General features: G+C 73.2%; 26 protein-coding genes. 16 read left to right on the top strand and 10 right to left on the bottom strand.

Translation table 11 applies throughout. The features are described 5' to 3' along the window. Nucleotides 1–8: 8 nt before the first annotated feature. Together PHK61_RS23410 and PHK61_RS23405 are read left to right on the top strand one after the other, a co-directional pair. Nucleotides 9–614, top strand: a complete 606-nt coding sequence (locus PHK61_RS23410; protein ID WP_274283432.1) for a sulfite oxidase-like oxidoreductase — start codon at nucleotides 9–11, stop codon at nucleotides 612–614. Beyond that, nucleotides 589–1,341, top strand: a complete 753-nt coding sequence (locus tag PHK61_RS23405; RefSeq protein ID WP_274283431.1) for an FAD-binding oxidoreductase — start codon at nucleotides 589–591, stop codon at nucleotides 1,339–1,341. The genes PHK61_RS23410 and PHK61_RS23405 overlap by 26 nt, the downstream gene beginning before the upstream one ends. A 77-nt stretch (nucleotides 1,342–1,418) precedes the next feature. On the opposite strand, the gene PHK61_RS23400 is transcribed toward PHK61_RS23405, so the two are convergent. The 5 genes from PHK61_RS23400 to PHK61_RS23380 all read right to left on the bottom strand — a co-directional run bounded on the left by PHK61_RS23400 (nucleotide 1,419) and on the right by PHK61_RS23380 (nucleotide 4,363). After that, the gene (locus PHK61_RS23400) at nucleotides 1,419–1,763 is read right to left on the bottom strand and encodes a UBP-type zinc finger domain-containing protein (protein ID WP_274283430.1); all 345 of its coding nucleotides are present in this window, start codon (nucleotides 1,761–1,763) and stop codon (nucleotides 1,419–1,421) included. Further along, on the bottom strand, nucleotides 1,760–2,113 hold the full coding sequence (locus tag PHK61_RS23395) for a GNAT family N-acetyltransferase (protein ID WP_274283429.1): 354 nt from the start codon (nucleotides 2,111–2,113) through the stop codon (nucleotides 1,760–1,762). The genes PHK61_RS23400 and PHK61_RS23395 overlap by 4 nt, the downstream gene beginning before the upstream one ends. Before the next feature lie 164 nt (nucleotides 2,114–2,277). Beyond that, nucleotides 2,278–3,582, bottom strand: coding sequence for a hemolysin family protein (locus tag PHK61_RS23390; protein ID WP_274283428.1), 1,305 nt, complete (start codon nucleotides 3,580–3,582; stop codon nucleotides 2,278–2,280). 36 nt (nucleotides 3,583–3,618) lie between these two features. Further along, the gene (locus tag PHK61_RS23385; protein ID WP_274283427.1) at nucleotides 3,619–4,194 is read right to left on the bottom strand and encodes a TIGR03086 family metal-binding protein; all 576 of its coding nucleotides are present in this window, start codon (nucleotides 4,192–4,194) and stop codon (nucleotides 3,619–3,621) included. 10 nt (nucleotides 4,195–4,204) lie between these two features. Further along, nucleotides 4,205–4,363, bottom strand: a complete 159-nt coding sequence (locus PHK61_RS23380; protein WP_274283426.1) for a hypothetical protein — start codon at nucleotides 4,361–4,363, stop codon at nucleotides 4,205–4,207. A 77-nt stretch (nucleotides 4,364–4,440) separates the two neighbouring features. Between PHK61_RS23380 and PHK61_RS23375 the strand changes: the two genes are divergently transcribed. Together PHK61_RS23375 and PHK61_RS23370 are read left to right on the top strand one after the other, a co-directional pair. Beyond that, nucleotides 4,441–4,920, top strand: a complete 480-nt coding sequence (locus PHK61_RS23375; protein ID WP_274283425.1) for a CGNR zinc finger domain-containing protein — start codon at nucleotides 4,441–4,443, stop codon at nucleotides 4,918–4,920. Nucleotides 4,921–5,003: 83 nt separating this feature from the next. Beyond that, nucleotides 5,004–5,201, top strand: coding sequence for an Lsr2 family DNA-binding protein (locus PHK61_RS23370; protein ID WP_274283424.1), 198 nt, complete (start codon nucleotides 5,004–5,006; stop codon nucleotides 5,199–5,201). Between the two features lie 15 nt (nucleotides 5,202–5,216). Here the strand turns inward: PHK61_RS23370 and PHK61_RS23365 are convergent, their stop codons facing one another. The 5 genes from PHK61_RS23365 to PHK61_RS23345 are packed head-to-tail and all read right to left on the bottom strand — an operon-like array spanning nucleotide 5,217 to nucleotide 9,646. Further along, a complete protein-coding gene (locus PHK61_RS23365; RefSeq protein ID WP_274283423.1) occupies nucleotides 5,217–5,762 on the bottom strand; it encodes a VOC family protein in 546 nt (181 codons plus the stop codon). Then, nucleotides 5,759–6,769 (bottom strand): LLM class flavin-dependent oxidoreductase, encoded by a 1,011-nt coding sequence (locus PHK61_RS23360; RefSeq protein WP_274283422.1) that lies wholly within the window; start codon nucleotides 6,767–6,769, stop codon nucleotides 5,759–5,761. The genes PHK61_RS23365 and PHK61_RS23360 overlap by 4 nt, the downstream gene beginning before the upstream one ends. Next, a complete protein-coding gene (locus PHK61_RS23355) occupies nucleotides 6,766–7,143 on the bottom strand; it encodes a nuclear transport factor 2 family protein (RefSeq protein ID WP_274283421.1) in 378 nt (125 codons plus the stop codon). Before PHK61_RS23355 ends, PHK61_RS23360 begins: the two co-directional genes overlap by 4 nt. Further along, on the bottom strand, nucleotides 7,140–8,255 hold the full coding sequence (locus PHK61_RS23350; protein ID WP_274283420.1) for an LLM class flavin-dependent oxidoreductase: 1,116 nt from the start codon (nucleotides 8,253–8,255) through the stop codon (nucleotides 7,140–7,142). The genes PHK61_RS23355 and PHK61_RS23350 overlap by 4 nt, the downstream gene beginning before the upstream one ends. Further along, a complete protein-coding gene (locus PHK61_RS23345; protein ID WP_274283419.1) occupies nucleotides 8,255–9,646 on the bottom strand; it encodes a phytoene desaturase family protein in 1,392 nt (463 codons plus the stop codon). The genes PHK61_RS23350 and PHK61_RS23345 overlap by 1 nt, the downstream gene beginning before the upstream one ends. Nucleotides 9,647–9,725: 79 nt before the next feature. Between PHK61_RS23345 and PHK61_RS23340 the strand changes: the two genes are divergently transcribed. The 12 genes from PHK61_RS23340 to PHK61_RS23285 all read left to right on the top strand — a co-directional run bounded on the left by PHK61_RS23340 (nucleotide 9,726) and on the right by PHK61_RS23285 (nucleotide 20,140). Beyond that, nucleotides 9,726–10,604, top strand: a complete 879-nt coding sequence (locus PHK61_RS23340; RefSeq protein WP_274283418.1) for an LLM class flavin-dependent oxidoreductase — start codon at nucleotides 9,726–9,728, stop codon at nucleotides 10,602–10,604. A gap of 127 nt (nucleotides 10,605–10,731) precedes the next feature. Beyond that, a complete protein-coding gene (locus tag PHK61_RS23335; RefSeq protein WP_274283417.1) occupies nucleotides 10,732–11,301 on the top strand; it encodes a type IV toxin-antitoxin system AbiEi family antitoxin in 570 nt (189 codons plus the stop codon). After that, on the top strand, nucleotides 11,247–11,618 hold the full coding sequence (locus PHK61_RS23330; protein ID WP_274283416.1) for an endonuclease domain-containing protein: 372 nt from the start codon (nucleotides 11,247–11,249) through the stop codon (nucleotides 11,616–11,618). The genes PHK61_RS23335 and PHK61_RS23330 overlap by 55 nt, the downstream gene beginning before the upstream one ends. 178 nt (nucleotides 11,619–11,796) lie before the next feature. Continuing rightward, complete coding sequence (locus PHK61_RS23325; RefSeq protein ID WP_274283415.1) at nucleotides 11,797–13,023, top strand: cytochrome P450; 1,227 nt, start codon at nucleotides 11,797–11,799, stop codon at nucleotides 13,021–13,023. Beyond that, complete coding sequence (locus PHK61_RS23320; protein WP_274283414.1) at nucleotides 13,020–13,430, top strand: nuclear transport factor 2 family protein; 411 nt, start codon at nucleotides 13,020–13,022, stop codon at nucleotides 13,428–13,430. Before PHK61_RS23325 ends, PHK61_RS23320 begins: the two co-directional genes overlap by 4 nt. Further along, nucleotides 13,430–15,001 (top strand): AMP-binding protein, encoded by a 1,572-nt coding sequence (locus PHK61_RS23315; protein WP_274283413.1) that lies wholly within the window; start codon nucleotides 13,430–13,432, stop codon nucleotides 14,999–15,001. The genes PHK61_RS23320 and PHK61_RS23315 overlap by 1 nt, the downstream gene beginning before the upstream one ends. Before the next feature lie 14 nt (nucleotides 15,002–15,015). Then, nucleotides 15,016–15,852, top strand: coding sequence for a mycofactocin-coupled SDR family oxidoreductase (locus PHK61_RS23310; RefSeq protein ID WP_274283412.1), 837 nt, complete (start codon nucleotides 15,016–15,018; stop codon nucleotides 15,850–15,852). 31 nt (nucleotides 15,853–15,883) lie between these two features. Continuing rightward, on the top strand, nucleotides 15,884–17,002 hold the full coding sequence (locus PHK61_RS23305) for an NDMA-dependent alcohol dehydrogenase (RefSeq protein WP_274283411.1): 1,119 nt from the start codon (nucleotides 15,884–15,886) through the stop codon (nucleotides 17,000–17,002). Between the two features lie 12 nt (nucleotides 17,003–17,014). Next, complete coding sequence (locus PHK61_RS23300) at nucleotides 17,015–17,440, top strand: nuclear transport factor 2 family protein (protein ID WP_274283410.1); 426 nt, start codon at nucleotides 17,015–17,017, stop codon at nucleotides 17,438–17,440. Next, nucleotides 17,437–17,877 carry a nuclear transport factor 2 family protein gene (locus PHK61_RS23295; RefSeq protein ID WP_274283409.1) on the top strand — a complete coding sequence of 147 codons (441 nt, stop codon included), beginning with the start codon at nucleotides 17,437–17,439 and terminating at the stop codon, nucleotides 17,875–17,877. Before PHK61_RS23300 ends, PHK61_RS23295 begins: the two co-directional genes overlap by 4 nt. Beyond that, nucleotides 17,874–19,415: a class I adenylate-forming enzyme family protein gene (locus PHK61_RS23290; protein ID WP_274283408.1), complete on the top strand. Its 1,542-nt coding sequence runs from the start codon at nucleotides 17,874–17,876 to the stop codon at nucleotides 19,413–19,415. The genes PHK61_RS23295 and PHK61_RS23290 overlap by 4 nt, the downstream gene beginning before the upstream one ends. Before the next feature lie 53 nt (nucleotides 19,416–19,468). Further along, nucleotides 19,469–20,140 carry a TetR/AcrR family transcriptional regulator gene (locus tag PHK61_RS23285; protein ID WP_274283407.1) on the top strand — a complete coding sequence of 224 codons (672 nt, stop codon included), beginning with the start codon at nucleotides 19,469–19,471 and terminating at the stop codon, nucleotides 20,138–20,140. The last annotated feature ends 51 nt before the right edge of the window (nucleotides 20,141–20,191 follow it).

Below are 20,191 nucleotides of genomic sequence, written 5' to 3'. Positions count from 1 at the left end.
GTGGTGACGTGGCGACCACGCGCGGATTCCTCGGCCGGCGACGCGAGCGCGACCCGCGCCTGCCGCCGGGACAGTACGACGTCGGGGCGGGGTGGCCGGTGCTCACCGCCGAGGCGACGCCGCGGATGGACGCCGACACGTGGACCGTCACCGTCGACGGGCTGGTCGAGACGCCGACCACGTGGACGCTGCGCGAGCTGCGCCTGCTGCCGCCGTCGGTGTACGCCGGCGACATCCACTGCGTGACGACGTGGTCGAAGCTCGACACCAACTTCACCGGCATCTCGTTCGACACGCTGCTCGACGCGGTCGGTGTGAAGCCGGAGGCCACGTTCGTCGTCGAGACGTCGACCACCGGCTACACCACCAACCTGCCGCTCGACGACGTCCGCGGCGGCAAGGCGTGGCTGGTCTGGGAGCACGAGGGCAAGCCGCTGACGCGCGAGCACGGCGGGCCGGTGCGGATGCTCGTGCCGCACCTCTACTTCTGGAAGTCCGCGAAGTGGATCTCCAAGATCACCCTGCTCGACCACGACGAGCCCGGCTTCTGGGAGGTGAACGGCTATCACGAGCGAGGCGACCCCTGGCGTGAGCAGCGCTTCGACGGGGACTGACGAGCCCTGGGTCGTCCCCGACGACCGCATCGGCGGCCCGAACGACCGGCGGGCGGCGGCGAAGTGGCGCGACGCGCGCGTCGTCGAGGTCGCCCACCCGTCGACCGACGCCGTGGTGCTGCGCCTCGCCGTGCCCGAGCGCGTCCAGCACCACCCCGGGCAGCACTACGTCGTGCGGCTGCGCGCGCCGGACGGCTACACCGCGCAGCGGTCGTACTCGGTGGCCTCGGCGCCCGGCGACGACCTCGTCGAGCTCTTCGTCGAGCGCATCGAGGACGGCGAGGTGTCCGGCTACCTCGCCGACGTCGTCGAGCCCGGCGACGAGCTCGAGGTGCGCGGGCCGATCGGGCGCTGGTTCGTGTGGAGCGGGGGTGTCCCGGCCGTCGGGATCGGGGGCGGGAGCGGCGTGGCCCCGCTGGTCGGGATGCTGCGGCACGCGATCGACCTCGGGCACCCCGAGCGGCTGCGGCTCGCGGTGAGCGCGACCGGCCGCGACCGCCTGCCCTACGCCGACGAGCTCGAGGCCGTCGGCGCCCGGATCGCGCTGACCCGTGTGCCGGGCGGGAGCCGGCTCGACATGGCGGCCGTCGCGGCGCTCGTCGACCCCGGGGTCACCGTGTACCTCTGCGGCTCCGCGCGCTTCACCGGCGCGATGGAGACGCTGCTCGTCGACGCCGGCCAGCCCGCCGGGACGATCCGCGTGGAGCGCTTCGGCCCCACGGGCTGACCAGCCCGACCGCGCCGGAGGTCGCAGGACAGCGCGACGCAGGAGCGCTGGCGTGCGCATCTCCTTGGCGCGACCGACTAGTGCAGGCGGCGCTGCCAGTCCTCCGGGACGCGGCCCGCCGGTCCCGGCACCCCCTGGTCCTCGGGGTGGTTCTGCGCGCCCGCGAGGACGGGGCCGTGCCCCACCGAGCCGTCGCGGTCGTCGAAGAACCAGTCCTCGCCGGGCTCGAAGCTCGTGAGGATCGGGTGGCCCTGCTCGCGGGCGTGGCGCGTCGCGTGCTGGCTCGGCGACGAGTCGCAGCAGCCGATGTGGCCGCAGGCCGCGCAGCGGCGCAGGTGGAACCACCAGCCGCCGTGCTGGTCGCACTCGAGGCAGCCGGTGCCCGAGGGCTCGGCGTGCGGGTCGATCTCCTGGGTGCTCACTGGTCCTCTCCCGCCATCTGGGGTTCCGGAAGGCCGAGCCGCTGCCGGTCGTGCGGCGGCACGTCGGCGAGGTACTCGGGGTGCAGGCCGACCCACCGCTGGGCGTACTCGCAGAGCGGGACCAGGGCGATCCCCTCGGCGCGGGCGGCGTCGAACACGCCGCGCACGAGACGCCCGCCGAGGCCCCGTCCGCCGTAGGCGGGCTCGACCTCGGTGTGGATCAGGACGATCGCCGACGGCGATCGCCGGCGCCGGACGTCGACGTGGCCGGCCTCGACGCCGTCCACGGCCAGCACGAAGGCCCCGCGCTCCGGATCCTCCCGCACCGCGACGTCGTCCGTGTCGTCCATCGGTCTCCTCACGCGCGCCCGGTCCCCGACCCGCTCCCCATCCTGCTCCTCGGGGGCGACCGGCGCCGGTGAGGTGGAGCACCCGGCGTCGGCGGCGGCCCGGGTGCGGCGTCGGGCGCCGAGGAGGCGCCCGCCGGGCCGCCGGAGGGCTCGGGATCCGGGCCCTACGGCTCCTCGGAGCCGGTCTCCTCCGGCGCCAGCGGCGTGATCCGCACGCGTGCCACGCGAAGGCCGTCGACGGCGGTGACGACGAAGCGGTGGTCGAGGTCGTCGACGACGTCGCCGACGGCCGGGGTGCGCCCGAGCAGCTGCAGGACGAAGCCGCCGAGGGTGTCGAAGGAGCCGTCGGGCAGCTCGATGCCCGTCTGGCCGGCGACGTCGCTGCGGTGCAGGAGCCCGTCGACCTCGTAGGCGCCGTCGGTCGCCCGGGCGGCGACGGCCTTCGGGTCGTACTCGTCGCGGATCTCGCCGACGATCTCCTCGACGAGGTCCTCCACGGTGACGATCCCGTCGGTGCCGCCGTACTCGTCGATGACGACGGCGATGTGGCTCCCGCCCCGGCGCAGCAGCGACAGGGTGTCGAGCACGGGCTTGCTGCCGGGCAGGACCGTGATGGCGCGGACGACGTCGCGCAGCTGGGGCGACGTGCCCGCGGCCGTGATCTGGGCGGTCAGGATGTCGCGGACGTGGACGAAGCCCAGGACGTCGTCGACCGACTCGCCGATCACGGGGTAGCGCGAGTGCGGCCGGTCGGAGATCTGCGCGACCGCCTCGGCGGCGGTGAGGTCCGCGTCGAGGAAGTCGACCTCGGTGCGCGGCACCATGACCTCGCTGATCACCCGGTCGGTCGCCTCGAAGGCGTCGGTGAGCAGGCGGCGCTCGTCGTCGGTCAGCGTGCTGGTGGTGCGCACCATGTCGCGCAGCTCGTCCTCGCTGACCTCGTCCTCGGTGTGCCGGGGATCGACGCCCAGCAGGCGCACGACGGCGTTGGTCGAGACCGAGAGCAGCCAGATCAGCGGGCGCGTCAGCGAGGCGAGGCGGTCGAGCACCGGGGCGGTGGTCAGCGACACGCCCTCGGGGTTCTGGAGGGCCAGCCGCTTGGGCACGAGCTCCCCCGCGACCAGCGACAGGTACGACACGAGCGCGGTGACCAGGACCAGGGCGAGCGTCGCGGCGAGCGCCACCGGCAGGCCGATCCCGATCAGCCCCGGCTCGAGGCGCCCCGCGAGCGTCGCCCCGCCGTAGCTCGAGGCGAAGAACCCGGTGAACGTCACGCCGATCTGCACCGCGGACAGGAAGCGGTTGGAGTCGCCGCGCAGGTGGGCCACGGCGCGGCCCCGCCGTCCCCGCTCGGCGAGGGCGGCGACCTGGCCCGAGCGCAGCGACACGAGCGCGATCTCGGCGGCGGCGAAGAAGCCGCCGATCAGCACGAAGACCAGCACCAGCCCGAGCTCGAGCACGACGTCCACGCCGTCGATCCTGACAGTCCGGAGGTAGCGGGGTGATCAGGGCGTGCGGCCGGTCCCCGCGACGACGCGGTCCCACAGCGGCGCGTCCCGCCCCACCGCGACCGGCGTGTCCCACAGCTCGGGCAGCGGCGCCTGCGGCACGAACACCAGGACGTGGTCGAGCGTGGTGCGCAGGAGGCCGTCGGGCAGGGCGGGCAGCGGGCGGTCGACGGCGTGGGCGAGGTCCCAGGTGTGCACGACGAGCTCGGTGAGCCCGATGCGGCCCCAGGTCGGGCGGGGGAGCTCCGGGCCGGGCGCGCCCGCCGTCCCCTCCCCCGCCGCGGGGTCGCGCCAGGCGGCCGCCATGGTCCCGAGGGCCCCGGCCAGCACGGTGCGCCGCGCGGCGTCCCAGGGGCCGGCGCCGGGGTGCCCGGTGCCGCGGGCGAGGGTCGTGAAGCCGGCGGCGACGACGTCGAGGTGGTCGAGCAGGTCGGCCACCGACCAGCCCGCGCACGGGGTGGGGCGGGCGAGGTCGGCGTCGTCGAGGTCGGTGACCAGCGCGCCCAGCACGCGCGCGGCGGGGGAGAGGTCGATCGTCATGGGGGTGGGACGGGCCCCGGCGTCCCGACTCATCGGTCGGCGGTCACCCGGCCGCGCGCACCGGCCGGCAGGACACGACCGGCGCGGCGAGGACCTCGACGCCCTGCAGCGTGCGCCACCGCCCGCACCGGCAGCGCTGGTAGCGCACGAGCCCGTCGGCGGTGCGGTGGGAGGAGACGGTCGACCACTGGTGTTCTCCCACGGCGTCCACCGTGGTGTCATGGTCTTGTGCACCTCAACCCTTACGGGAGTGACGCGGTTCTCCTCGCCGCGGACCTCGTGAACCGCCCGCCGGCGAGTGCCGCCGAGCTCGAGGAACGGTGTCGCGAGGCCGGGCTGGTGATGGACCGGCCCGCGGTGGACCCCGACCTGACGGCCGTCCGGGCGTACCTGGAGCGCTGGACGGCGGTCGTCGACACCGCCGACGCCCCGGAGCGGGCGGCCCTGCTGAACGCGCTGCTGGCGACCTCGACGGCACACCCGCGCCTCACCGATCACGCCGGCACGGGGTGGCACATCCATTACCGCGACGACGACATGACGCTCGCCGGGCTCCTGCGCTCGCTGGTCAGCGTCGGCACGGCGCTGCACCTCACCGGCCGCGGGATGCACCGGCTCGCCCGCTGCGCCATCGATAGCTGTGAGCAGGTGTTCGCCGACGTCTCACGCACGGGCCGGCAGCGCTACTGCACGCCCGCCTGTGCCAACCGCGACGCGGTCCGGCGCCACCGCGCGAGCGCGCGGACAACGAAGGCGTAACGTGGGTCACAGCGGTCCGGCGACCGCCGACCGCGACACCTCGGTGACAACGGTGTCACCGATGGGTCATCGGAGGTACTCGCATGAGCGACGCCAAGCGCGAACCCACCGCCCCCCGCGAGCGGCACGACGCCGACGAGCCCGTCCGCAAGGGCAACGTCCACGGTCTCGTCGAGTCCGCCCGGCTGTGGGCCCGCCAGCAGGGCATGGCCGTACCGGCCAACGGCCCGCTGCCCCGCGAGATCATGGCGCAGTACAAGAGGCACCAGACCTGGGAGTAGGACCCCCGGGAGACGTCAGCCCTCGCGCAGGACGGCCCGCTCGTCCTCGGTGAACACGACCCGGCCGGCCACCACGTCGTCGAGCGTGATCCCCGAGGCGGCGGGCGCGTCCCAGCGCGTCGTCGTGTCCGCGAGCTGCAGCAGGGCGCCGAACGCCGAGCGCGGGCGCACGAACGCCTCGCGCCAGTGGGGGCTGGCCAGGTCCACGTCGACGACCTCGTAGCCGAGTCCGCTGAGGCGCGCGACCGCCACCTCGACGTCCTCGACGATCAGCGTGAGGTGGTGGACGCCCTCGCCGCGGCGCTCGAGGAACCGCGCGACCGGGGCGTCCTCGCGCAGCGGGGAGATCAGCTCGATCTTCATCCCGCCCGGGAGGACGAACTGGGCGACGCGGATGCCCTGGTGGTCGTTGTCGCCGCCGAACAGGAAGCGCCCGCCGAGCGCGCCGCCGAACAGCGCCGCGCCCGCGCCGACGTCGCGCACGGCCACGGCGACGTGGTCGAGGCGCAGCACGCCCGCGTCGGGGGGAAGGTCGGCGGGGAGGTCCTCGAGTGCGCTCACGCGTGCTCCTTCGCGCTGGTGGCCATGCGCTCGATCGTCGCCGCCGGGCCCTCCGGATCGCCGGGCACCGCGCCCGGCGTCAGCGCGATGGGCAGATCGACGCCGGCGGCACGCATCGCCGAGACGCGCTGGGCCACATCGTCGCCGGAGCCCAGCGCGCACATCGCCGCGACGGCGTCGTCGTCGACCGCCCGCAGCGCCGCGCGCCGATCGCCGCCGGCCCACGCGTCCGCGGCCTCGTCGAGGCGCGCGAAGCTGCCGCGGAACGACGGCCGGTGCGTCGGCACCATGGCGTACTGCAGCACGAACCGGCGGAGGCGCTCGCGGGCCTCCTCGACGCGGTCACCGGCGTAGGCCCAGAACGAGGCGGCGATCCCGACCTCGTCGGGGTCGCGCCCCGCGGCCTCCGCGCCCTCGCGCACCAGCGCGATCTTCGGGCCGTACTCCTCCGGCGGGGTCCAGGTCAGGAACGCGACGTCGGCGATCGCGCCCGCCACCCGCAGCATCCGCGGGTTCATCGCGGCGACGAGGATCGGAACGTCGACGGGCGCCATCCCGGCGCGGAAGCCGTGCGAGCGGACGTGCGGGCCGTCGAGGTCGGTGCGCTCGCCGCGGAACACCGTGCGCAGCGCGGCCACGTACTCCTCGAGGCGCGCGCGGGGCGCGTCGAACGCGAGGCCGTGCCACTGCTCGACGATGATCGGGCTCGAGGCGCCGAGCCCGGCGAGCACCCGACCCGGCGCGAGCGAGGCCAGCGTCGTGAACCCCATCGCCGTGAGCACCGCGGTGCGCGGGTAGACGCCCACGATCCCGCTGCCCAGCCGGATGCGGCTCGTCGAGGCGGCGATCATGCCGAGCATCGCGAAGACCTCGGGGCCGGCGACCTCGCCCACCAGCACGTCGGTGCACCCGGCGTCCTCGGCGAGCCGCGCGAGGTCGAGGTACTGCCCGGCGGAGAGGCCCTCGTCGACGGGCAGGGTGACGCCGAGGCCGCGCAGGACGGTCACGTCGCGCGGACCTGACGCGCGACCGCGGCCGTGTCGTACCAGGTCGAGAGCGTCGCGATCGTCGTGCCGTCGTCGGTGAGGTCGAAGACGTCGACGGCGTCGAACTCGACCGTGCGGCCCTCGGTGGTGCGCCCGCTGAAGTGGATCTCGACGAGCACGACGGTGTCGGCGACCACGACCCGGGTGACCTCGTCGTGGTGCACCGGCAGCGCGGCCAGGACCTGCGGGAAGTGCGCGGCGATCTCGTTGCGCCCCCGCCGCGTCGGGGCACCCACGGTGCGCAGCTCCGCGTCCGGGGCGAAGACCCCGCGGATCGCGTCCCAGTCCTCGGTGTTGACCGCGGCGAAGTAGCGCTCGACGGCCTCCGGGGTCATGCGCCCAGCCGCTTCCGCAGCTCCGACATCGCGCCGAACGACCAGCGGGCCAGGCCCGGGTCGCCGAACGCGGTGATGTTCCACATGACGAGGTGGCGCAGGCCCTTCTCGACGTACTCCTCGACCTGCTCGGCCACCTCGTCGGGCGTGCCGCAGAACGCGTAGTGGCGCACCACGGCGGGCGGGATCGCGTCGATGATGCGCAGCGACTCGGCGCGGTCGATGGCCGTGGGGATGAAGTCGTGGAACCCGGAGCCGTCGGGATAGGGCCCCTCGACGCCGAGGTCGCGGAACACCTGGGCGGGCAGCAGCACGCACAGCGCCCGCACCAGCGGGGCCTCGGTGAGCCGCTGCACGGTCTCGGCGTCGGGACCCATGAGGACGTAGCCGAGCATGCCGGGGGTGATCGCGTCCGGGTCGCGTCCCTCCTGGTCGGCGGCCGTGCGGATCGTGGTGAGCGCGTCGCAGTACTCCGCGGGGGAGAGCTTGGTGGGCAGCCAGCCGTCGGCCTTGCGCCCGGTCAGGCGCAGCATCCGCGGGCCGTGGGCGGCGGTCCAGATCTCCGGCGGCGTCGCCCCGTAGGGCTGCAGGCCGAGGACCGCCCGCTCGAGGCGGAGGAAGCGGCCCTCGTGGTCGACCGGGCCGTCGGCGGTCATGAGCAGGCGCATCACGTCGATGCCCTCCTCGAGCCGCGCGACGGGGCGGTCGAAGGGCATGCCGTAGGGCGTCGCGTTGAGCTGCTCGCCGCTGCCCAGCCCGATGATCGCGCGGCCCTGCGTCACGTGGTCGAGCGTCAGCGCGGTCTGCGCGGCCATCGCGGGATGGCGGCGGATGAGGTCGGTGACGCAGACCCCGACCCGGATCCGCTCGGTGGCCGCGCCGACCACGCCCATCATCACGGCGGGGTCGAAGTAGACGTGCGGGTTGGCCTGGTGCTCGGCGAGTGGGGTGAGGTCCGGCGTCCACATCGTGTCGGGGTGCCAGCCCATGAGGTGATCGGGCCACCAGACCGCGTCGAACCCCTCGTCCTCGCTGCGCTTCGCGAACTTCACCGCCGCGGCCGCCGGCGGCATGATCTGTCCGGGGACGCCGAGCTCGAGCCGCCCCGCCATCAGTAGCGCCACCCGTCGCCGAAGGTCGACAGGCGCCGGCCGAGGTACTCCTCGACGACGGTGAGCGCGGCGCGCGCGGCGCGGTCGGTGCCGATGCCGCGGCTGCGGAACGTCTCGCCGGCGAACCACAGGCCCTCGGGACGCGGCGGGTTCCAGTGCGGCCGGTAGGCGCCGACCAGGCCGGGCTTCTGGATCACGCCGAAGCTGGGCTCGAAGACGAGGTGGCGGCGGCGCCACACCGTCTTCGCGAAGCCCGGCCACATCTGCGCGACGTCGGCCTCGAACTGCTCGGTCTGGCGGCGCAGCCAGGCGCGGTCGCGGCCCTTCTCGCCGGGGAAGATCCCGCCCATGACGTGCAGCTGGGTGCCCTCCGGCGAGCAGGAGGGGTCCATCGCGGTCTGGTTGAACATGAACCCGGAGAGCTCGGTGTTCGGGGTCTTCAGCCAGGTGCTCAGCTCGCGCGGGTCGTACTGGTGCACCGGCTCCTCGGTGGCGAGGTAGAGCCCGATCCAGGCGATCCGGAACTTGTCCTGGGCGAGGAACTTGATCTGCTCGGCGTACCAGTCGGGCAGGTCGCTCTCGTCGACGACGTTCAGCACGTGCCAGACGGGCAGGGTGCAGATGACGTGGTCGGCCTCGAGGATCTCCTCCTCGAAGAACTCGTTGGGCAGCACGCGGGGCTGCCGCGCGATCGCGACGCCCTTCGTCACGCCGTCCTCGATGACGACGCGCTCGACGGGGGTCGAGAGCCGCAGGTCGCCGCCGGCGGCCGTGAACGCGTCGGCGAGGTCGGCCCACATGCCGTCCCAGCCCTGGCCCGGCCAGCACGAGTAGGCGGCGGTGCCGCGCTCGGCGAAGTGCATCTTGCGCACGAAGAGGTTGTCGCTGGCGGAGTGGTCCCACCAGTGGTCGGTCATGCACTCGAGGACGGTGATGAACTCGAAGAGGTCGACCACGCCCTGGTCGTCGGTGTGCTGGTGCAGCCACTGGCGCAGGGGGCGGTCGTCCCAGCGGTCGAGCTCGTCCCACTCGGTGTTCAGCAGGGCCTTGATGACCTTCTTCAGCTCGCCCTTGCTGCCCGAGTAGCGGTCGCGGATGGAACCCCAGCGGTTGTTCTCGTGGTCCCAGACGGGCATCTCGGCGGAGACCTCGCCGTGCTGCAGCGTCTTGCCGACGTGCTCGAAGACCTTGGTGAGCCCGGAGCCGGGGTCCTCGATGAGGTGGCCGCCGACGTTGACCGTGAAGCCCTCGTCGGGCACCGCCATGCCGCGCCCGCCGAGGTAGGGCGAGCGTTCGAGCAGGCAGACGCTCTTGCCCTCGACGGCGAGCAGCGACGCGGCCGTCAGCCCCGCCGCCCCGGCTCCGATGACCACGACGTCGTACTTCGCCATCCGCGCCTCCCGTCTACCAAACGACCGTTCGACAGCGTGGCAAGGGCGCGGGTCGGGGTCAAGCGGGCATGATGCCCGCGTGGCGACCACCCCCAAGTTCGGCTGGCTCTCCCCGGTGATCGGGAACCGCTGGAGCGATCACCGCCCGATCGCCGCCGACCAGGACACCGCGATCCTCCCGACGGCGCTCCCGCACTTCGACTCGCTGTGGATCGCCGACCACTTCTACGGCTTCGACCAGAAGACCGACCCGTTCCTCGAGGCGTGGACGACGCTGACGTGGCTCGCCGCGCGCCACGAGGACGTCGAGCTCTGCCACCACGTGCTCGGCGTCGGCTACCGCCACCCGCCGCTGCTGGCGAAGATGGCCGCGACGCTGCAGTACCTGTCCGGCGGGCGCTTCGTGCTGGGCATCGGCGCCGGCTGGCGCGAGCCCGAGTACGAGGCCTACGGCTACGACTTCCCCCGGCCCGCGGTGCGCTTCGCCCAGCTCGAGGAAGCGATCACGATCTGCCGGCTGATGTGGACCGAGGCCGACCCGTCGTTCGAGGGCCGCCACTACCGCATCGACGGCGCGGCGGCCCCGCCGCTGACCGACCCGCCGCCGCGCGTGTGCATCGGCGCCGCCGGCGAGAAGGTCGGGCTGCCGATGGTCGGGCGGCTGGCGGACCGGTGGAACGGGCCGTTCAAGGGGGAAGCGGCGGACTTCGTCCGGCGCCGCGACATCGTGCGCCGCGCTGCCGAGGACGCGGGCCGCGACCCGGACGCGATCGAGGTCTCGGTGACCCTGGAACGCGCGCTGCCCGAGACCGACGAGGACTCCTCGCGCCTGCTGGAGGAGCTCGCGGCCAAGCGCGACGTCGGCGTCGACCACTTCGTCATGGACTTCGGCAACCCGGCCTCCACGGAACCGGTGCTCCGCTTCGCCGACCAGGTCATCGCGCCCCTGCGGGGGTAGGCGCGCCAGCCCAGGTGATCAGCAGGTCGAAAAGCACCCCGGAGACGTACGGCGGGGTGCGTTTCGATCTGCTGATCACGCGGGAGGGAACCGTCCGGGGGCCGCGTCCCTCCAACCCGGTATGGAAATGGACAAGCCCTTCCGTGGGTCGGCGGCGATCGCGGCGGGCCTGACCACACGGCGACGCCTGCGCGGACCCGGCTTCCACGAGCTCGGGCGCGACACGTACGTGGCCGCGGGTGTGCCGGTCGACGACCGGATGCGTGTCACGGCGGCAGCGCTCGAGGTGCCCGGCGCGGTCGTCGCGGGATGGTCGGCGGTTCTCCTGCACGGGGTGGACGCGGCGCCCGGGGGCGAGGTCCCGATCGAGCTCGTCGTCGGGCCCCGGCACCTCCGTCGGGCCCACTCCGGCAGGATCCTGCGGCAGGACGTCCTCGGCGAGCACGAGGTGGTCCACGTCGACGGCGTCCGGGTGACGACACCGGTCCGGACCGCGCTCGACCTCGCGTCGCGTGTCGACCACGTCGAGGGCGTCATCGCCGTCGACGCGCTGGCGCGCCTCGGCGAGTTCCGCCCCGAGGAGTTGGTCGACCACCCCTGCTGCGCGACAACCCCCGTGGCCGCCGGCGTCTGGTCGCTGTCGTGGCCGACGCCGATCCCCGTGCGGAGTCGCCGCCGGAGACGCGCACGCGCCTGATCCTCCGCGGCGCGACGGGCATCCCGGAGCCGACACCGCAGCTCGTCGTGTGCGACGACCGCGGGGTCTTCATCGGGCGCGTCGACTTCGGGTGGCGCGCGTTGCGGGTCGCTCTCGAGTACCAGGGTGACCACCACCGCGTCGACAAGGTGCAGTGGCGGCGCGACGCGGTCCGTGCGACACGGCTCGCGGGCGCCGGGTGGGTGCTCCTGCCGATCACCGCCCACGACCTGTTCGTCGATCCGCGCGGCTTCGTGCTCCGTGTCCGCGAGGCGCTGGCGCGCCGTGCGCGGGAGCTCGGCGTCCTCTCCGCGTGATCAGCAGGCGGAAAGGAACGCGAGGAGCGCCCTCGACGGTGCCTTTCGACCTGGTGATCACCGGGGTGGGGGTGGGCGAACGACCCTTGACCCGGCCGGGTGTGATGCTAGTCTCGCTCCCCGTACCAAACGATCGGTAGGTACGACGCCAACGACGTCTTCGCAGGTCGGGGGACCCATGACGGCCACGCTCGAACCGCCGGACATCCTCTCGCCGGAGTTCGCCCGCGATCCGTACAGCGCCTATCGGCTGCTCCGCGACGAGTTCCCGCTCGTGTGGCACGAGGCCATGCAGACGTACGTGATCAGTCGCTACGAGGACGTCCAGCGGGCGTTCAAGGACCCGGTGTTCACCAGCGAGAACTACGCCTGGCAGCTCGAGCCCGTGCACGGGCGCACCATCCTGCAGATGGAGGGCCGTGAGCACTCCACGCACCGCTCGCTCGTCGCCCCCGCCTTCCGCGGCAAGGAGTTGCAGGAGCACTTCGGACCGACGATCCGGCGCAACTCGCGCGAGCTGGTCGACGCCTTCCGTCACGACGGGCACGTCGACCTCGTCGACGCGTACGCGACGCGCTTCCCGATCAACGTCATCGTCGACATGCTCGGGCTGCCGCGCACCGACCACGACCGCTTCCACGGCTGGTACACGTCGATCATGGGGTTCCTCGGGAACCTCGCCGGCGACGAGGCCGTGGCCGCGGAGGGCCTGCGCACCAAGGCCGAGTTCGAGGACTACATGATCCCGCGCATCCGGGAGCGCCGCGCGAACCCGGGTGACGACCTCCTCTCCACGCTCTGCGCGGCCGAGATCGACGGCGAGTCGATGACCGACGAGGAGATCAAGGCGTTCTGCAGCCTGCTGCTCACCGCCGGCGGCGAGACCACCGACAAGGCGATCACCAGCCTGGTGGCCGACCTCGTCGCCCACCCCGAACAGCTCGAGGCCGTGCGCAACGACCGCTCGCTGATCCCCGCCGCCTTCGCCGAGACGCTGCGCTGGTCGCCGCCCGTGCACATGATCATGCGTCAGCCGGCGGAGGACGTGCAGCTCTCGGGCGGGATCGTCGAGGCCGGGCGCACGGTCACCTGCCTCATCGGCGCCGCCAACCGCGACGAGCGCCGGTTCGACCGCCCCGAGGTCTTCGACCTCCTGCGCGCCGACCTCGACCACTCGCGCGCCTTCTCCGCCGCCGCCGACCACCTCGCCTTCTGCCTCGGCCGGCACTTCTGCGTCGGCGCGCTCCTGTCGCTGTTCGAGATCGAGGTCGGCGTCAACGACCTCCTCGACGCGATGACCGACATCCGCTTCGCCGGCGGCGAGCCACCGCCGGAGACCGGGGTGTTCACGCGTGCCCCCGGTCGCCTGCTCCTCGAGTTCACCCCCAGCCAGGAGACACCGTGACTGCTCGTCCTTCCATCGAGAACCTCCTCGGCAAGGCCTCCTGGGGCTACGACGAGGCCGACCCGGACCTCATCGCGTCCTGCTTCGCGCAGGACGCCCGCATGAGCCTGCGGATCGGCCGCGACGGCGAGCTGATCGGGCCGTTCGAGGGGCGCGAGGCCATCCGCACGCTGCACGCCGACTCGATGGCCGCCCAGACCGACCAGCGCCGGCACAACCTCTCCAACCTGTGGTTCGAGAAGGAGAGCGACGACGAGGCGGTCGCGGTCACGAACCTGACGCTGCTCTCGATCGAGCACGGCACGGTGAAGGTGCTCTCCAGCGGCTGGTACCGCGACCAGCTCGTCCACCGCGACGGCTCCTGGCTGATCGCCGACCGGTACGTCTACCTGGACCTCCCGTACTGATGGTCAACATCGGTCGCATCCCCGAGAAGTGGGCGGCCCTGACCCCGCGCGGGGACGCCGTCGTCGACACCACCACCGAGCGCCGCACGAGCTGGGCCGAGCTGGACGTGCGCGTGCGCCGCCTGGCCAACGGGCTGCGCGGGCCGCGCCCCGACGGGCTCGCCCTGCAGCGCGGCGACCGGGTCGCGGTGCTGGCGAAGAACTCGACCGAGTTCCAGGAGATCTACTACGCCGCCGGGCGCGCGGGCCTGGTCGTGCAGCCGCTGAACTGGCGGCTCGCGGCCGGCGAGCTCGCGCGGATCGTCGCCGACGGCGGGCCGCGGGCGATCGTCGTCGCGGGGGAGTGGGCCGAGGTCGGGCGCGAGCTCGCCGGGCTGGTCGACGTCGAGCACTGGCTCTCGTACGGGCCCGGCGGCGACGGCAGCTACGAGGACCTGCTGGCCGCGGCGTCGGACGACGAGCCGACCGACAGCGCGAGCGTCGGCGACGACGACCCGTTCTTCATCCTGTACACGGGCGGCACGACGGGGGCGTCGAAGGGTGCGCTGCACACCCACCGCAGCGCGTCGTTCGGGATGCTCAACCAGACCGTCGCCGAGCGCATCGTCCCGACCGACGTCTACATGCTGACCGGGCAGATGTACCACATCCCGGTGGTGCTCTCGATGAACTACATGCGCCACGGCTGCCCGCTGGTGCTGATGAACTTCGAGGCGAAGCGGTCGCTGGAGATCATCGAGGCGGAGCGCGTCTCGGCGTTCCTCGGCATCACCACGATGCTCAACTGGATGATGGCCGTGCCCGGGTTCTCGGGCTACGACATCGCGAGCCTGCGCAACATCCAGTACGGCGGCGGGCCGATGCCCTCGGCGGTGGTGAAGAACGCGCTGCAGGCGTTCCCGTGCACGCTCATCCAGGGCTACGGGCAGACCGAGGGCACGACGATGTGCTTCCTCTCCCAGGAGGACCACCACGCCGCGGTCAACGGGATCCACCCCGAGCGGCTGCAGTCGTGCGGGCGCGAGGGGTTCGTGACCTCGGTGCGGATCGTCGACGTCGACGGCAACCCGGTGCCCACCGACGGCCGCACCGTGGGCCAGATCATCGTGCGCTCCGAGGCCAACATGGCGGGCTACTGGAACCGGCCCGACCTCACCGCCGACACCCTGCGCGACGGCTGGATGTGGACCGGCGACCTCGCCACCTGGGACGCCGACCGCTACGTGTTCATCGTCGACCGTGCCAAGGACATGATCATCTCGGGCGGCGAGAACATCTACTCGGTCCAGGTCGAGGAGGCCGTCAACCACCACCCCTCGGTCCTCGAGTGCGCGGTGATCGGCGTGCCCGACGACGAGTGGGGCGAGAGCGTCAAGGCGTTCGTCGTGCTCAAGCCCGACACGACCGCGACCGAGGCCGAGATCGTCGAGACCGCCCGGGCGCACCTCGCGTCGTACCAGAAGCCGCGCTCGGTGGAGTTCGTCGACGCCCTGCCGAAGGCGCCCACCGGCAAGATCCTCAAGCGCGACCTGCGCGCCCCGTACTGGGGCGAGCAGGGGCGCTCCGTGTAGATCAGGAGCACACCGTGACCGGACGCATGGAGGGCAAGGTCGTCCTCGTCACCGGGGCCGCCCGCGGACAGGGCCGTGCCCACGCGGTGCGCCTCGCGCAGGAAGGTGCCGACGTCGTCGCCGTCGACCTGTGCGACGGCATCGACACGGTCGTCGGCAAGTACCCGCCGGCGACGCGCGAGGACCTCGACGAGACCGTCGCCCTGGTCGAGAAGCTGGACCGCCGGATCGTCGCCCGGGTCGCCGACGTGCGCGACCAGGCGGCGCTCGACGGCGCCGTGGCCGACGGGGTCGCGGAGCTGGGCCGGCTCGACGGCGTCGTCGCCAACGCCGGCATCGCGAGCTACGGGCGCGCGTGGGAGCTCGACGAGACCACGTGGCAGGACATGATCGACGTCAACCTGACCGGCGTCTGGCACACCGCGAAGGCGGCGATACCGCAGCTCATCGAGGCCGGCGGCGGGGCGATGGTGTTCACCAGCTCGATCGGCGGCTTCAAGGGCATCCAGCAGGTCGGCCACTACGTCTCGGCCAAGCACGGCGTCGTCGGCCTGATGCGCAACCTGGCCAACGAGCTGGCGCCCTACCGCGTGCGCGTCAACACCGTGCACCCGACGAACGTCGACACGCACATGATCCAGAACCCGGGCACCTGGGGCATGTTCGCCCCCGGCGACCCCGAGCCCACGCAGGAGAAGGCGATCCCCGGCTTCACCTCGCTGAACGCGCTCGAGATCCCGTGGATCGAGTCGGTCGACGTCGCCAACGCCGTGCTGTTCCTGCTCTCCGACGAGGCCCGCTACATCACCGGCGCGACGCTGCCCGTCGACGCCGGCGCCGCGATCAAGTGACCCGCCATGACGTGATCTCGGGAGGCCGATCATGAAGACCCGCGGAGCCCTGCTCTGGGAGCCCGGCACGCGCTCGGGCTGGAGCGTCGAGGACATCGAGATCGACCCGCCCAAGGAGCACGAGGCGCTGATCAAGCTGGCGGCCTCGGGCATCTGCCACTCCGACGACCACATCGACACCGGCGACATCCCGCTGCCCTGGGCGCCGCTGCTCGGCGGGCACGAGGGCGCGGGCGTCGTCGAGGAGGTGGGCCCCGGTGTCACGTACGTGAAGCCCGGCGACCACGTCGTGCTGTCGTTCCTGCCCTCCTGCGGGCGCTGCGCGATGTGCGTGAAGGGCAAGGGCAGCCTCTGCGAGCTGGCCGCGGGCGTGCTCTCCGGGGTGGCGCCCGACGGCACCCACCGCGTGCACGCGCGCGGCAAGGGCGTGGGCTGCATGTCCTACCTCGGCACCTTCAGCCCGTACGTGTGCGCCCCGCTGGACGCGGTCGTGAAGATCCCCGAGGACATGCCGCTGGACAAGGCCGCGCTGATCGGCTGCGGCGTGCCCACCGGCTGGGGCTCGGCGGTGTACGCCGCGGAGATCCAGCTCGGCGACACCGTGATGGTCGTCGGCACCGGCGGGGTCGGCATGAACGCGGTGCAGGGCGCCCGGCTCAAGGGTGCCCGCAACATCGTCGCGGTGGACCCGGTGGCCTTCAAGCGCGAGAAGGCGATGGAGTTCGGCGCCACGCACGCCGCGTCGGACTGGGCGGAGGCCCGCGAGGTCGTCGACGGGCTGACCAACGGGCAGGGCGCCGAGCGCGTGATCCTCACGGTCGGCGTCGTCGAGGGCGACATGCTCGAGGAGGCGCAGCAGCTCGTCACGCGCGGCGGCGTGCTCGTGCTGACCGGGGTCTCGCCGGCGCTGCAGCGCGAGGTGAAGCTCGACATCTTCACGGTCGTGCTCTCGGGCAAGCGCATCCAGGGCTCGCTGTACGGGACGACGAACGCGCGGACCGACGTGCCGCTGCTCGCCGACCTCTACCTGCGCGGCGAGCTCAAGCTCGACGAGCTGATCACGCGCACCTACGCGCTGGACGACATCAACCAGGCCTTCCGCGACATGCACGACGGCAAGAACGTGCGCGGCGTGATCGTCTACGACTGAGGGGGGCCACCCGTGCCGAACGCGGACGACCGCGCCGAGATCATCCAGGCCACGTACGTCTACGCCCGGGGCCTGGACCGCTTCGACCCCAAGGAGGCCCTCTCCGCCTACACCGACGACGCCGTCTGGGACGCGACGGGCGTCGGCCTGGACCGCTACGAGGGCCGCGACCAGGTGCTCGCGTTCTTCGAGCGCGACGCCGGGTCGATGTCCGAGCAGTTCCACGTCATGACCAACCACGTCGTCGAGTTCGACGACGACGACCGCGCGCACGGCACGAACTACGTGCTGGCCGAGGGCCGGACGACGGGCGGGGCGTCGATCCGGGCCGCCGCCTACAACGTCGACACCTACCGGCGCACGGCGGACGGGTGGAAGATCGCGAGCCGCGTGATCACGCCGCTGACGACCCCGCAGATGGAGGGGTTCGAGGCATGAGCCCGCCCGATGCCGAGGAGGTCGTGCGCGACTATCTCGACGCCGTCGGCGCGCTCGACCTCGACGCGCTGGCGGACACGTTCGCCGACGACGTCGTCATGGACCTGCCCTACGCCCCGCCCGGCTTCCCCCGGCGGGTCGAGGGCAAGGCGGACGTGACGGCCTTCTTCGGCGCGCTGCCGGCGATGATCACGCCGCTGCGCTTCCACGACCACCGGCTCGACGCGCTGGCCGACGACCCGGGCTCGATCGTCGCGCAGTACGCCAGCGACGCCCGGATCCTGGCGACCGACCGGCCCTACCGGAACTCCTACATCGCGCGGTTCCGGGTGCGCGGCGGCGCGATCACGTGGTTCGCCGAGTACTTCGACCCGATCACGCTGGTGGAGGCGCTCGGCGGCACGGTGACGATGCCGGGGCAGGAGGTCGCGACGTGAGGGTGCTGCGCACCCTGCCGCAGCTGCTGGACGAGGCGGCGGCGCGCTCGCCGACGCGGGAGGTCGCGTTCCCCGACGAGCGGGCGTCGTGGCCCGCCGTCCGCGACGCCGCGCGGGCCTGGGCGGTCGGGCTGCACGCGCGGGGCGTGCGGCGCGGCGACCGCGTCCTGCTGGTGCTGCCCGGCGGGCTCGACGTCGTCGTCGGGATCGTCGCGGCGGGCATGCTCGGGGCGATCCCCGCGCCGCTCAACCCGCGCGGCACGCGCGACGAGACCGCGTGGCTGCGCGGCGACGCCGACCCGGCCGTGGTGGTCGCGACGCCCGAGCTGCTCGACCTCGCCGGTCCCGGCGCCGTCACCCCGGACGAGGTGGTCGGCGACCCGGACGACGCGCCGGCGGTGGACGTCGCCCCCGGAGACCCGATGATCCTGCTCTACACGTCGGGCACCACGTCGCGCCCGCGCGGCTGCGTGCACACCCACGGCGCGTACGCGGCGCTGGGCGAGAACCTCGTCGAGCGGCTGCGCCTGACCCCCGACGACCGGTTCTGGACGCCGCTGCCCATGCACCACTGCGGCGGCGTCGACCTGCTCATGGGCTCGCTCGCGGCGGGCTGCACGCTCGTCCACGTCGGGGCGTTCACGCCGGACACGGCCTGGCGCCAGCTGGTCGACGAGCGCGCCAGCGTCGCGTTCCCGGCGTTCGACACAATCTGGCTGCCGGTGCTCGACCATCCGCAGTACGACCCGGAGCTGGTGCCCGACCTGCGCACGGTCATCAACGTCGGGCCCGCCGAGCGGATGGCGGCCATGCAGGCGCGGATGCCGGGGTCGATCCAGATCTCCTGCCTCGGCGGCACCGAGGCGGCGGGGTTCTGCTGCGTGGGGTCCGTCGACGACCCGCCCGAGGCCCGCGCGGGCACGAGCGGGGTGCCGCTGCGGGACATGGAGGCGACCGTCCGCGACCCGGAGACCGGCCGCGAGTGCGGGCCGGGAGAGATCGGGGAGTTCCTCCACCGCGGCGTGTCCCGCATGGCGTACTACCACGGCGACCCGGCGACGACCGCCGAGCGGATCGACGCCGAAGGCTGGTTCCACACCGGCGACCTGGTGCGCCGCGACGCCGCCGGCCGCTTCACGTTCGTCAGCCGGCTCAAGGACATGCTCAAGGTCGGCGGGGAGAACGTCGCGGCCGCCGAGGTCGAGGGCCGGCTCGCGGAGCACCCGGCGGTCGGCGTGGTGGCGGTGGTCGGCGCGCCGGACGCGCGGCTGGGCGAGGTGGCCGCCGCCTACGTGGAGCCGGCGCCGGCCTACCGGGACGCCGACCGGGAACACCTGGCCCGCGAGCTGCTCGAGCACTGCCTGGCGACGCTCGCGACGTTCAAGGCGCCGCGCTACGTCGAGTTCGTCGACGCCTGGCCGATGTCGGGCACCAAGGTGCAGAAGGGGGTGCTGCGCGAGCGGATCGCCGCCGACCTCGCCGCGCGCGGGATCACCGAGGCGCCGCGGCTGTCGCGTCGTCACCTGACGGCGGGGTGAGCGCCTACCGACCGTATGGTGGACGAGCGGGTCGAGCATCAGGAGCAGAGCACATGGCACAGGACCGCCGGCCGGCGGGGCGCAGCGAGCGCCGGGCCGCCGGGGAGCGCAAGCCCCGGGAGGAACGCTGGGCCCAGCTCCTCGAGGTGGCCACCCAGATGTTCTACGAGAAGGGCTACGACGGCGCCTCGCTCCAGGACATCGCCGACCGCCTCGGCATGCTCAAGGGCAGCCTGTACTACTACATCCAGTCCAAGGAGGACCTGCTCTTCGAGGTGATCAGCGAGGTCCACCGCGAGGGCTTCGCCGTCGTGTCCGCGGCGTCGCAGGGCCCGGGCGACCCCCTGGACCGCCTCGAGCGCACCATCCGCGCGCACGTCGAGCACGAGTGCCGCAACCTCGTGCCGACCGCGGTGTTCCTCCACGAGCTGGAGTCGCTGCCGACCGGGCGCCGCGAGGAGATCCTCGGGACGGGGCACGCGTACCAGGGCGTGTTCCGTGACCTCGTCGCCGAGGCCCAGCGCGAGGGCCTCGCGCGCCCCGACGTCGACCCGCGCGTCGCGGGCCTCTCGATCCTCGGCTCGACGAACTGGGTGTACCGCTGGTTCCGCCCCGACGGCCCCTCGACGCCCGAGGAGATCGGCGCGCAGCTCGCCGCCATCGCCGTGCACGGCGTCGCGACCGCCGACGCCCTCGCCGCCCGCGGGGCCGCGGTCGGCGCCTAGGAGAGTGCTGAAGAAGCGGGTGTTGGGGGCGGGGCGCCTCGGCAGTCGCGC

The organism is Actinomycetospora lutea (assembly GCF_028737205.1).
GTDB lineage: Bacteria > Actinomycetota > Actinomycetes > Mycobacteriales > Pseudonocardiaceae > Actinomycetospora > Actinomycetospora lutea.
This window is presented reverse-complemented; position numbering and strand designations above follow the sequence as displayed.